The organism is Pseudomonas sp. PWP3-1b2 (assembly GCF_049896045.1).
Taxonomy (GTDB): Bacteria; Pseudomonadota; Gammaproteobacteria; order Pseudomonadales; family Pseudomonadaceae; genus Aquipseudomonas; species Aquipseudomonas antarctica_B.
Map to the genome: position 1 here is coordinate 213,561 of NZ_JAFCTN010000001.1, position 13,231 is coordinate 226,791.

At 60.9% G+C, this 13,231-nt stretch carries 9 protein-coding genes; 7 read left to right on the forward strand and 2 right to left on the reverse strand.

Annotated features, from left to right (window positions below):
• Position 1: 1 nt before the first annotated feature.
• Positions 2-1,147: a glycerate kinase gene (locus ACP7A2_RS00935; protein ID WP_426132705.1), complete on the reverse strand. Its 1,146-nt coding sequence runs from the start codon at positions 1,145-1,147 to the stop codon at positions 2-4.
• Positions 1,148-1,238: 91 nt separating this feature from the next.
• Complete coding sequence (locus ACP7A2_RS00940; protein ID WP_426132706.1) at positions 1,239-2,345, reverse strand: sugar diacid recognition domain-containing protein; 1,107 nt, start codon at positions 2,343-2,345, stop codon at positions 1,239-1,241.
• A gap of 161 nt (positions 2,346-2,506) precedes the next feature.
• On the opposite strand from ACP7A2_RS00940, the gene ACP7A2_RS00945 reads away from it, so the two are divergent.
• From ACP7A2_RS00945 to moaE, 7 genes are all read left to right on the forward strand, one after another.
• The gene (locus ACP7A2_RS00945) at positions 2,507-3,817 is read left to right on the forward strand and encodes an MFS transporter (RefSeq protein ID WP_426132707.1); all 1,311 of its coding nucleotides are present in this window, start codon (positions 2,507-2,509) and stop codon (positions 3,815-3,817) included.
• A gap of 579 nt (positions 3,818-4,396) precedes the next feature.
• Positions 4,397-5,521, forward strand: a complete 1,125-nt coding sequence (locus ACP7A2_RS00950; RefSeq protein ID WP_426132708.1) for a polysaccharide deacetylase family protein — start codon at positions 4,397-4,399, stop codon at positions 5,519-5,521.
• Positions 5,522-5,866: 345 nt separating this feature from the next.
• Positions 5,867-7,261 (forward strand): PhoH family protein, encoded by a 1,395-nt coding sequence (locus tag ACP7A2_RS00955; protein ID WP_426132709.1) that lies wholly within the window; start codon positions 5,867-5,869, stop codon positions 7,259-7,261.
• Between the two features lie 309 nt (positions 7,262-7,570).
• Entirely contained in the window at positions 7,571-11,308 is a 3,738-nt protein-coding gene (locus ACP7A2_RS00960; RefSeq protein ID WP_426132710.1) for an autotransporter domain-containing protein, read from the forward strand.
• Between the two features lie 150 nt (positions 11,309-11,458).
• Positions 11,459-11,932, forward strand: a complete 474-nt coding sequence (moaC, locus tag ACP7A2_RS00965; protein ID WP_426132711.1) for a cyclic pyranopterin monophosphate synthase MoaC — start codon at positions 11,459-11,461, stop codon at positions 11,930-11,932.
• A complete protein-coding gene (gene moaD, locus ACP7A2_RS00970) occupies positions 11,929-12,171 on the forward strand; it encodes a molybdopterin converting factor subunit 1 (RefSeq protein WP_426132712.1) in 243 nt (80 codons plus the stop codon). The genes moaC and moaD overlap by 4 nt, the downstream gene beginning before the upstream one ends.
• 2 nt (positions 12,172-12,173) lie before the next feature.
• Positions 12,174-12,623, forward strand: coding sequence for a molybdopterin synthase catalytic subunit MoaE (gene moaE, locus ACP7A2_RS00975; protein ID WP_426132713.1), 450 nt, complete (start codon positions 12,174-12,176; stop codon positions 12,621-12,623).
• Positions 12,624-13,231: the final 608 nt, after the last annotated feature.

The window sequence follows — 13,231 nt, forward strand, 5'->3', positions numbered from 1 at the left end:
TCTACTGGCGGCGCAACGTCGCCACTCGCCATACCCGCGCAATATCTGCCGCGCGCTCACGCAGCAGACGCGGTGCCTCGGCGCAGGCCTGCTCAAGTGTTGTCGGGCCAGCGGGCAAGGCAAACGCGGCGTCCACACCATGGGCGTACATCTGCTCGTAGCCATCGCCTAATGTGCCCGCAATCACAATGACGGGTACGGCCTGTTGTTGAGCGATTCGCGCCACACCGAAGGGCGTTTTGCCGCGCAGGGTTTGGGCGTCAAAACGGCCTTCGCCGGTGATGACCAGGTCGGCGCCACGGATGGCTGCCTCCAGGCCGACCAGCTCGGCGACCACCTCCACCCCGGCGCGGAACTGCGCGCCCAGAAAAGCCTTGGCGGCAAAACCCAAGCCACCGGCGGCGCCGCTGCCGGGCTCGTCGCGTACATCCTTGGGGAGCACCTTGGCGCAGCGGTCGGCGAAGTGGCCGAGGGCTGCGTCCAGCTGTTGCACTTGCTCGGGATTGGCACCTTTTTGCGGGCCGAAAATGGCGGATGCGCCGTGCGGCCCGCAGAGCGGGTTGTTCACGTCGGCCGCGATTTCAACCCGCACGCACGCCAGACGCGGGTCGAGCGTGTCCAGGCTGATACGCGCCAGACGGGCCAAGGCCAGGCCGCCCGGTGGCAAGGGCTGGTCTTGGCTGTCGAACAGTTGCACGCCCAGGGCCTGCATGGCGCCGGCGCCACCGTCGTTGGTCGCGCTGCCGCCAATCGCCAGGATCACGCGCTCGGCGCCCAGGTCCAGTGCGGCGCGAATCAACTCGCCGGTGCCAAAGGTTGTGCTGGAGCACGCATCGCGATCGCCCGGCGGCACCAGCTGCAGGCCGCTGGCTTCGGCCATTTCGATAATGGCGGTGCGGCTGTCGGCCAACCAGCCCCAGCGCGCGTCAACCGTGCCGCCCAATGGCCCTTGAACGGTTTGGCGACGCAGTTCGCCGTTGCAGGCCGCAAGCACCGCATCCACCGTGCCTTCACCGCCATCCGCCATCGGGCACTGGATCAGCTCGGCATCCGGCCACACCTGGGCCAGGCCTTCGGCAATGGCCTGGGCGACGCCTTCGGCACTCAGGCTGTCCTTGAACGAGTCGGGGGCGATGATGATTTTCATGGGCGTTCTCCGTTTTTTATAAGGCCCATGCTGCCAGTTGGCTCGGGGAATGACGCCGGTCCGATGCACAAGTACGCGTGAGGTTTGTTGTTCATTCCGACAACGCCTGGGGCAACAGCTGTACGCCGAGGTAGAGCGCGAGCATGCCGTCCAGGGTCAGCGGGTCGACGCCGCTGAGTTCGGCGATGCGCTCCATGCGGTAACGCAGGCTGTTGCGGTGAATACCCAGCGCATCGGCGCACGCCTGGCTTTGGCCGTCGTGTTCACACCAACTGCGCAGGGTCGCGAGCAGTTGGCCGTTGGTGTCCTTGACCAGCACTTTGCGCAGCGGGTTGAGCAATTCATCGAGGGCGTCGTCGTTGCGATGGCGCCACAGCATCACGGGCAGGCGGTATCGGTTGAGGGTCAGCAGCCGCGACTGCGGGAGGATATCGCGACCGTAAGCCAGCAAGTCACCCACGCGGCGGTAACAACGGCGCAACCCGGCCAGGCCATCGGCTTGCCCACCGACAGCCACGCGCAGGATGTTCCAGCCCAGGCCCTGAAGTTTCTCCAGCAACCGGGGATTGTCCACCTGCACCGCCGCGGGCCTGCACCACAGCAGGGAAAACTGCGCGGAGCTCACGCACCAGCTGTCCGGGTAACGACTGGTGAGCCAGGCGCTTAACGCATCCGCCGACTGGCCCACGCCCAATTCAAACAGATACGGCGTGCGCGCCAGTTGTGGCTTGAGGCCCAACTGCTGTGCTTCATCGACCAAGCGGGGTGAGTCGCCGCTCTCGGCCAGCAACAGGGCCAGGAGGTCGTCGCAACGCTGGCGCCGCCATTGCTGCTCGGCTTGCTGATGGCGGTGGCTGACGAGCATTTCGGCGGTCATGCGCACCAGTTCGGCATAAGTGCGCAACAGCTCGGGTTCGCCAGTAATGCCCAGCACGCCGATCAGGCGCTGGTCGTGCATCAGCGGCAGGTTGATGCCAGGCTGCACACCCTTGAGGTGCTTGGCGGTCTGACCGTCGATTTCCACCACGCGCCCGTTGGCCAGCACCAATTGCGCACCCTCGTGGCGGGTGTTGATGCGCTCGGGCTCGCCACTGCCAAGGATCAGCCCCTGACTGTCCATGACGTTGACGTTATAGGGCAGGATGGCCATGGTGCGATCGACAATATCCTGCGCCAGGTCATGATCCAGCTCGAACATGGGGCTAACTTCCTTAAACGCATGGGTTGTTCATCGGCACAGCGCAATTGTTGCTTCACTGTGCGCAAGCACAAAGACAGCGCCCCGCATGGTGGCCGAGACTCATCTGGCGATAGACGTTACCCTCGCATCGCAAAAAATCATAATAAAGAGAGACTCCCATGTCCCAGAGCGCCGCTGCCACACTGGCCACCGATGACGATAAAAACGCCATCTACAAGCGCATTACCCTGCGCCTGATCCCCTTCATCTTCATCTGCTACCTGTTCAACTACCTCGACCGGGTAAACGTTGGCTTTGCCAAGTTGCAGATGCTCGATGCCTTGAAATTCAGTGAAACCGTCTACGGCCTCGGTGCCGGGATTTTCTTCATCGGCTACGTGCTGTGCGGCGTGCCGAGCAACCTGGCACTGACCAAATTCGGCCCACGGCGCTGGATTGCGCTGATGATGATCGTGTGGGGCACTTTGTCCACCTGCCTGTTGTTTGTGACCACGCCGACGCATTTCTACGGCTTGCGCCTGCTGACCGGCGCCGCCGAAGCCGGCTTCTTCCCGGGCGTGGTGCTGTACCTCTCGCAGTGGTTCCCGACCTTCCGCCGTGGGCGAATCATGGCGTTGTTCATGTCGGCGATCCCGGTATCCGGTTTGCTCGGCAGCCCGTTTTCCGGCTGGATCCTCAACCACTTCGCCGCCGGCCAACACGGCCTCGCGGGCTGGCAGTGGATGTTCCTGCTGCAAGGCATCCCGACCGTGATCCTCGGCGCCCTCGCCTACTTCCTGCTCAGCGACAGCTTTGCCCACGCCAAGTGGCTCAAACCCCACGAGCGCGCGGTGCTGGAAGCTGACCAGGCGACCGACCTGGCCAACAAACCGAAAACCAACACCGACTCCCTCGCCGAAGTATTCAAAAACCCGGCGATCTGGGCGTTTGGCCTGATCTACTTCTGTATCCAGAGCGGTGTGTACGCGATCAACTTCTGGCTGCCATCGATCATCAAAAACCTCGGGTTCAGCGATAACCTGGTGATCGGCTGGCTCAGTGCAATCCCTTACCTGCTGGCGGCGGTATTCATGCTGCTGGTAGGCCGCTCGGCGGACCTGCACAAAGAACGTCGCTGGCACCTGGTGGTGCCGATGCTGATGGGCGCCATTGGCTTGGTGATTGCGGTGAATTTTGCTACTACGCCAGCGATTGCGATCCTTGGGCTGACCATAGCCACCATGGGCGCGCTGACCGGCTTGCCGATGTTCTGGCCAGTGCCCACCGCCATGCTCAGCGCAGGCGCCGCGGCCGGTGGGTTGGCACTGATCAACTCCATGGGCCAAATGGCGGGGTTCCTGAGCCCGTATATTGTCGGGTTCGTGAAGGACGCCACAGGGTCAACGGATATCGCGTTGTACTTGCTGGCAGCGGTGATTGTTGCAGGGAGTGTTCTGGCTTTACGAATGACCCGGACTTTGAAGGCGTAGCAGGGATCTGTTCCAGCCAAAAAGTGGCACAGCGTGGAATCTGGCTTTTGTGGGAGCTGGCTTGCCTGCGACGGCATCTACTCGGTTTGCCTGATGTACCGAGGTGCCTGCATCGCAGGCAAGCCAGCTCCCACAGTTGATATGCATTTTGTCTGGGAGAACGCAATCTGCTCTGGAAAAAACAGCGCCTTTGATTCAACCACTCAGGTCGGCTACCAGGCCGCCGTGCTTTAGATTTTGATCTTGATCTCAGGCGCCCGTTAACCACGATGGCCGCACGCAGGCTTGAATCCGTGGGTAACCCGGCAGGACGCCGGGTTAGCCGCGCTGGGCCAAGGATGGCCCATCGCGGCGGCCCACGGATTCAAGCCGGAGTGCGGGCATGCCGAGCCTAAGCGAGGCACCGAGTGGTGGGGCGAAGACCTTTTGGTTACTTTTGGGGCGTTTGCCAAAAGTGACCCGCTGTAAGAGCGGAACCCTAAGCGGCCGTGACCGCAGCAACGGATATACACACCAACCTAATAGCCCCCCGCCCCGATCAGCTATAGTGCCCGACGACTTTGGAAAGGGAGACCCTAGGTGCGAATTGCACTCCTACTATCAGCCTGCCTACTCAGCCTGACCGCGCAAGCGGCGCCGGTAGATGTAGCCAGCCTCGACCGCGGCACCTGGCCCGAAAAACTCAGCAGCCCAGCGCTGTTCGACGTCGCCTCACGCGCCGAAATCCTGATGTTCGCCCACAGCCTCCTGGCCAGCGAAAACCAGGACGAAGCCGCGCTCAAGCAGCGTTTGGGCCTGAAAATCATCAACCTGGCCTCCATCGACGACCTGCGCCGCCAGCTCTGGCAACGCCTGCTGGAAAACTACACCGCCGCCCAACAAAGCTGCGAAGAAGACGCCTCCTTCTGCTTCCTGGTCGAAAGCATGGACGACCTGCGCGAACAAGCCGGCAAGTTCCAGATCAGCGACAACTCCTTCTATATAGGTTGGGCCGCCCCCAGCCATGCCTTCCATGAACGCTACCTCGACGAACTGCTGCGCAAAGCCGCGCTGTTCCCACAGATCAGCAGCGAAATCGCACGCTTTGGCGACCACGAGCGCAATGGCGATGACTTCAAGGACCGCATGTTCCTGCTGACCTTCGACGGCGGCCCGGCGCCGGTCAGCGGTAATACCGACTGGCTCACCGACTACCTGCGCAAACAAAAGATGAACGCGACTTTCTTCGTCCTCGGCAGCAGCCTGCAAACGCGCGTCGAACGCAGTTCTGCCGCCGACGTGCAGACGCTGTACCAAGGCCAGTGTGTGGGCACTCAGGGCTGGCAATACCGTTCCCACAGCCATTGGGTCGACTGGCAAAGCTCGATCACCCGCAGCGCATCGCTGGCGCAGAACCTGATGCCGGAAAACTACGTGCCGCTGTTTCGCCCGCCGTATGGCCAGCGCCGCGCGGACAGTCAGGGCTTCTTTCAGTCCCAGGGTTTACAGGTGGCGTTGTGGGACATCGACTCCCAGGACGAGCCCGGCAAACTCAAGGCTGACGAGTCTGAGGAGCGCGTGCTGACACTGATGTTGCTGTGGCGCAAAGGGGTGATTGTGTTTCATGACACCCAGGACAAGGCGCGGGTAGCATTGCCGATTCTGATGCAGGCAACGGCGCAAAGCGGGCTGGGTTGGCAGGACTGTCGGGAAGCCTTTCGCTAAAAGACCAAGTGCCCGGCCCTGTTGGGGATGAGGAGGTTGCGGGGTGGTTTTTTGCGACATTTCGATACAGGCGGACTTCCGACTTTAACGGGGTCTATGGCACGCGGCTAGTGCTATTCGTCATCCTGAAAAATAAACTTCAAAAAAGCGTCAAAGTGCTATTTCCTGTCATGGGTTTTGCGGTATTACGAAGTCAGATCGCCGAAACCTGCAACACAGGTGGCGTCTTCCAAGACTCCTCATGTGAGCATGCACTTGACGTCCCTCAGGTGCGTTCGGTGGTCGAATCGAGGCGCAGCACCGCCCAGGTATTGCGTCGACTGGCTCCCACAAAGGTGACCGAGTATGGATGATCATGGACGTACCCCTTCTTCCGACCAGCCAATCCTTTATGTGCTTGATACCAACGTATTGATCCACGATCCAAACGCACTGCTTAACTTCGAAGAACACCACGTCGCCATCCCGATGATCGTGCTTGAGGAGCTCGACAAACTCAAAAGCGGGCCCCACAGCGTTGCCGCCGAATGCCGCCAGGCCATCCGCCTGATCGACAAGACCCTGGGCGAAGCCTCGCCCGAGGACGTTGAAGTCGGCGTGCCGATCCAGCGTGGCAAAAGCGGGCCGAAGGGCTTGCTGTCGATTCTGATGAACAAACGCAGCGAGCCCAACAGCCTGCTGCCGGAACACCTCAACGACAACAAAATCATCAACCAATTGATCGACCTGCATGCGCGCGACAAGGACCTGCGCCTGGTGCTGGTGACCAAAGACATCAATATGCGCCTCAAGGCACGAGCATGTGGGATCGCTGCCGAGGACTACAGTACCGACCAGTTGGTCGACGATGTGTCGATGCTGTCGCGGGGTTATCACACGGTGACCGGCTCGTTCTGGGACCTTGTGAGCAAAGTCGAAACCCGTCAGGACCATGGCCGCACCTGGCACCAGGTGCAGTTGATCGACAACCTGCCGGCGGTGCACATCAATGAATTCATCATCGACGAACAGGGTTTTGTGGGCTGGATCAAAGAGATTCAGGTCGACAAGCTGCTGATCCTCGACCTGCATCAGGAGCCTCTGTTGCACCAGGAAGCCTGGGGCCTGAAACCGCGTGATATCTACCAGAGCCTGGCGCTGTATGCGCTGCTCGATCCGGACATCCACCTGGTCAACCTGACCGGCGCCGCAGGCTCGGGGAAAACCATCCTCGCCCTGGCTGCCGCCATCGAACAGACCATGGTCACCAAGCGCTATCGCCGCATCATTGCCACCCGCAGCGTGCAGGGCCTGGACCAGGAAATCGGTTTCCTGCCCGGCACCGAAGCGGAAAAAATGGAGCCGTGGCTGGGGGCGATCACCGACAACCTCGAAGCCTTGCACATGGATGACGAAAACACCCATGGCAGCGTCGATTACATCCTCAGCAAAGTGCCGTTGCAGTTCAAATCCCTCAACTACATCCGGGGTCGCAGCTTCCAGCAAAGCCTGATTTTGATCGACGAATGCCAGAACCTCACGCCGCACCAGATGAAAACCATCATCACTCGTGCGGGCGCCGGTTCCAAAGTGGTGTGCCTGGGCAACCTGGCACAGATCGACACCCCTTACCTGTCCGCGACCAGCTCCGGGCTGACCTACCTGACAGAACGCTTCAAAGACTTCCCGAACGGCGTGCACATTGCGCTGCAAGGGGTACCGCGTTCGATCCTGGCCGAATACGCCGAGTCCCATTTGTAAACACTCATGCTGTAGTTGGTGGCTAAATGCCACGAACCACCCCGGATTTTTCACGAAATCCGGGGTTTTTGTTGTGGGCGACATTTGCCTTCGTTAATGCGCCGTGGGTGCTTGTGGGTTTTGTATTTATTTTGTTACATTTTTTGTTGCTGTAAAAACAACAACAAATCAGCGTCACTCCGTCGGCATACATTTCCTTGATCTGACGACGTTTGAAGACCCCTTGGGGTTTTCCGCATGACCCTGCCTATTACAAAAAGCCCGATACATCGCTCATTGACGACGCACTTATCCAAAGGGAAAGGAAGAATGGACGTAGCAGGTAATGGCTTCACTTTGTCTGAAAAACGCAAGCGCGCCATAGGCTCCAAATCGATACCCCTCACACCCATCGCACTCGGCCTGGCGCTATGGCTGGGCCAGGGCTGCATGGCGTGGGCCGACGACGCCAACCCCTACACCTCACAAGTGCTGGAGTCGGCCTTCAGGAAAGCCGTCGCATCCTTTGGTCCAAACACCGACGTGTACAAAAACCTGCGGTTTGCCTATGCGGATATTGTCGATCTTGCGGCCAAGGATTTTGCTGCCCAGTCCGGAAAATTCGATTCGGCGCTCAAGCAAAACTACGAGCTGCAACCGGAAAACCTGACCATCAGCGCCATGCTCGGCGATACCCGGCGCCCGCTGGATTACGCCTCACGCCTGGATTACTACCGCAGCCGTCTGTTCAGCAACAACGGCCGCTACACCACCAACATTCTCGATTTCTCCAAGGCGATTCTGGCCAACTTGCCGGCCGCCAAGCCGTATACCTATGTGGAACCGGGCGTCAGCAGCAACCTGAGCGGGCAACTGAACGCCGGCCAATCCTGGGCGGCCGCCACCCGTGACTGGAACGCCAACGCGCAAACCTGGAAAACCCCGGAAGCCCAGGTCAACTCCGGCCTGGACCGCACCCACGCGTATTACGCCTATGCCCTGGGCATGACCGGCAAAGGCGTGAATGTGGGTGTGCTCGACTCGGGCATCCTCACCGAACATGTCGAGTTCCAGGGCAAGAACGCTCAGGGCCAGGACCGCGTGCAAGCGGTGACGTCCACCGGTGAGTACTATGCGACCCACCCGCGCTATATCCAGGACACCCCGGATGGCGAGTTTCAAAAGGGCGAGCACTTCAGCATTTCCGGTGAGTACGACCCGATCATCAACGACGGTCACGGCACCGAAATGTCCGGCGTGCTGGGCGCCAGTCGCGACGGTACCGGCATGCACGGCATCGCTTTTGATGCGAACATTTTTGTCGCCAATACCGGCGGTACCGATAACAACCGTTTCCAGGGCTCCAACGACCTCGACTACAACGCGTTCATGGCCAGCTACAACGCGCTGGCGGCAAAGAATGTGTCGATCGTCAACCAGAGCTGGGGGCAGAACTCGCGCAATGACGTGGAAAACCACTTTGGCAATGTCGGCGACAGCGCCGCCGACAACCTGCGCGACATGACCGCCGCCTATCGCCCGTTCTGGGACAAGGCTCACGCCGGGCAAAAAACCTGGATGGACGCGATGGCCGACGCCGCACGGCAAAACACGTTCATCCAGATCATCTCGGCGGGCAACGACAGCCACGGCGCCAACCCGGACACCAACGCCAACCTGCCGTTTTTCAAGCCGGATATTGAAGGCAAATTTCTCTCGATTACCGGTTACGACGAGACCAGCGCGCAGGTCTATAACCGCTGCGGCACGTCGAAATGGTGGTGCGTGATGGGCGTGTCAGGTATTCCGTCCACCGGGCCCGAGGGTGAAATTATCCCCAACGCCAACGGCACCTCGGCGGCTGCGCCGAGTGTCTCCGGGGCTCTGGCGCTGGTAATTCAGCGCTTCCCGTACATGACTGCCAGCCAGGCGCGGGATGTGTTGCTGACCACCTCCAGCCTGCAAGCGCCGGACGGTCCTGATACCCCGGTTGGCGACCTCACCGGTGGCCGCACCTATGACAACCTGCAACCGGTACACGATGCCGCGCCGGGCACGCCGCAAGTGCCCGGCGTGGTCAGTGGCTGGGGCTTGCCGAACCTGCAAAAAGCCATGCAGGGGCCGGGGCAGTTTCTCGGTTCGGTGGCGGTGGCATTGCCGGGCGGAACTCGCGACATCTGGGCCAACCCGATTTCCGATGAAGCCATTCGCGCCCGCCGTGTAGAAGACGCCGCCGAGCAGGCGACCTGGGCCGCGACTAAACAGCAAAAAGGCTGGCTCAACGGCTTACCGGCGAATGCGTCGGCCGATGACCAGTTCGACTACGAGATCGGCCATGCGCGGGAGCAGGCGACCCTTACGCGCGGCCAGGATTTACTCACTGGCAACACCTATGTCGGCAGCCTGGCCAAGTCGGGTGACGGCGAACTGGTGCTGGAAGGCCAGAACACCTATTCCGGCAGCACCTGGGTACGCGGCGGCATGCTGTCAGTGGACGGCACGTTGACCTCCGCCGTGACCGTGGATGGCAGCGCGGTGGGCACGCGCAATGCGGACAATGGCGTGGTGACCACACTCGGCGGCACGTTGGCCGGCACGGGCACGGTGGCTAACGTGACCGTCAACACCGGTGGCCGCGTGGCGCCGGGGCATTCGATCGGTACGCTGCGCACGGGCGACGTGACGTTCAATCCGGGTTCGGTGTATGCGGTCGAAGTCGGCCCCAATGGGCGCAGCGACCAGATCCAGAGCAGCGGCGTTGCCACCCTCAACGGTGGCGTGGTGACCGTGTCCCTGGAAAACAGCCCCAATCTGTTGTCTGCCACCGAGGCTCGTAGCCTGCTGGGCCAGCCGTTCAACATCCTGACGGCGAGCCAGGGCATCAATGGTCAGTTTGCGGCGATCTCGCCGAATTACCTGTTCATCGGCGCGCAGCTCACCTATCAGCCGAATCAGCTGACCCTGGCGGTGGCGCGCAACCAGACGACGTTTGCCAGCATCGCGCAAACCCGCAATGAACGCGCGGTGGCAACGGCGGCCGAGTCACTGGGCGCGGGCAGTCCGGTGTACGAAGGCCTGCTGGCATCCGACTCGGCAGCGCAGGCGCGGGACGCGTTCAAGCAGTTGTCGGGGCAAGTGCACTCGGACGTGGCGGCGGCGCAAATGGCCGACAGCCGCTACATTCGTGAAGCGGTCAACGGTCGCCTGCAACAGGCTCAGGCGCTGGATTCCAGCGCGCAGATCCAGAGCAGCGACAATGGCGGCTGGGTGCAACTGCTGGGCGGTCGCGATAACGTCAGCGGTGACAACAACGCCAGCGGTTACTCCTCGTCCACCAGCGGCGTGCTGTTGGGGCTGGACACCGAAGTCGGCGACGGCTGGCGCTTGGGCGCAGCCACCGGCTACACCCAGAGCCACCTGAATGGCGACGCCTCGGCCTCGGCGGACAGCGACAACTATCATCTGTCGATCTACGGCGGCAAGCGCTTCGACGCCATCGCCCTGCGCGTGGGCGGTGCCACCACCTGGCATCGTCTGGACACCTCGCGACGCGTGGCTTACGCCAACCAGTCGGACTACGACAAGGCTGACTACAGCGCGCGTACCGATCAGGTGTTTGCCGAAATCGGTTACACCCAATGGAACCTGTTCGAACCCTTTGCCAACCTGACGTACCTGAACCATCAGAGCGACTCGTTCAAAGAGAAGGGCGGCGCGGCTGCGTTGCACGCCAGCCAGCAAAGCCAGGATGCGACGCTCTCGACGTTGGGCCTGCGCGCGCATACCCAGGTGCCGATCAGCTCAACCTCGGCGGTGACCTTGCGCGGCGAGCTGGGCTGGGAACATCAGTTCGGCGATACCGATCGTGAAGCCTCGCTGAAGTTTGCCGGCAGTGACACCGCGTTTGCCGTAAACAGCGTGCCGGTGGCGCGCGATGGCGCGGTGATCAAGGCCAGTGCGCAAATGGCGTTGACCAAAGACACGCTGGTGTCGTTGAACTACAGCGGTTTGCTGTCGAACCGGGGTAACAACAACGGGATCAATGCCGGATTTACCTTCCGCTTCTGACACCCGCTGCTGTCGATAACCTGTGGCGAGGGAGCAAGCTCCCTCGCCACATTTACACTGTTTTTCGCTTAACGGGCTCATGGGATAAACAGGCATGCGTAAATTTGACTCACGGGTTTACAATTGCCGCTCCTGATCAGGAGTATCCCTGTGCTGACTCATCTCGATTCCCAAGGTCGCGCCCACATGGTCGACGTCACCGAAAAAGCCGTGACGTTCCGTGAAGCCGTGGCCGAAGCGCGGGTGCGCATGTTGCCCGAGACCCTGAAAATGATTGTCGACGGCGCCCATCCCAAGGGCGACGTGTTTGCCGTGGCCCGCATTGCCGGGATCCAGGCGGCGAAAAAAACCAGCGATTTGATTCCCCTGTGCCACCCGCTGATGCTTACCGGCGTCAAGGTCGAGCTGAGTGCCGATGGCGGGGACGCGGTGCATATCCTGGCGCGCTGCAAGCTCAGCGGGCAGACCGGCGTGGAGATGGAAGCACTGACCGCGGCCAGCGTCGCGGCGCTGACGATTTACGATATGTGCAAGGCGGTAGATCGTGGCATGACCATCGAAAGCATTCGCCTGCTGGAAAAGCTCGGCGGTAAAAGCGGGCATTTCAAGGCGGACCAGGCATGAGCATCAATGTAGTGTTTTTTGCGCGTTACGCCGAAGCGGTGGGTTTGGATTCGCTGGAGATGGAGGGGGATTTCGCCACCGTCGATGCAGTGCGTCTGGCGCTGGCCGATGACCCCGAGTTTGCAGTGCTCAATGAGACCAGCTTGATGTGCGCCCGCAATGAGGAACTCTGTGGCCTTGATCAACCGGTGCAGGCCGGTGATGAAGTGGCGTTCTTTCCGCCAGTGACCGGAGGCTGACGGTGGCCATTCGGGTGCAGGCTCAGGCATTTGATCCGGGCGTTGAGCTGAACGCCATGCACGCAGCGAATGTCGGCGTGGGCGCGGTGGTGAGTTTTGTCGGGTATGTGCGTGATTTCAACGACGGGCTGGACGTGACGGGGATGTTTCTGGAGCACTATCCGGGCATGACTGAGAAGGCCCTGGCGAAGATTGTCGTTGAGGCTGAGCAGCGCTGGCCGTTGCTTAAGCTGGAAGTGTTGCACCGCATCGGCGCGCTGGAACCGGGTGAGCCGATTGTGTTTGTGGGCGTTGCCAGTGCGCATCGCCAGGCGGCGTTTGATGCGTGCGCGTTTGTGATGGACTACCTGAAGACACGGGCGCCGTTTTGGAAGAAGGAACACACCAGCGAAGGGCCGCGTTGGGTGGAGGGGCGGGGCAGCGACCAGGCGGCGGCGGATCGTTGGAAGTGAGGTTTGTTGGGGCATATCCGTTGCTGGGGTAACGGGGGGTTATGGTTCTGCTTCTTACAGCGGGTCACTTTTTGAAGCGCGCATAAAGTAACCAAAAACGCTCCCACGTCTGAGAATCGACCTGAGTGGTTGGATCAAAAGCAGATTGTGTGGGAATTGGCTTTTCTGTGGGAGCTGGCTTGCCTGCGATGGCATCTACTGGGTGTGCCTGATGTACCGAGGTGTCTGCATCGCAGGCAAGCCAGCTCCCACAGGTGGATCTCCATTTGGTCTGAAAAATCGCGATCTGCTCTAGAAAAAAACAGCGCTTTTGATTCAACCACTCAGGTCGGCTACTAGGCCGCCGTGCTTTAGATTTTGATCTTGCTTTTGATCTCAGGCGCCCCGTTAACCACGATGGCCGCACGCAGGCTTGAATCCGTGGGTAACCCGGCAGGACGCCGGGTTAGCCGCGCTGGGCCAAGGATGGCCCATCGCGGCGGCCCACGGATTCAAGCCGGAGTGCGGGCATGCCGAGCCTAGGCGAGGCACCGAGTGGTGGGGCGAGGACCTTTTGGTTACTTTTGGGTCCTTCCAAAAGTGACCCGCTGTAAGAGCGGAACCAATCT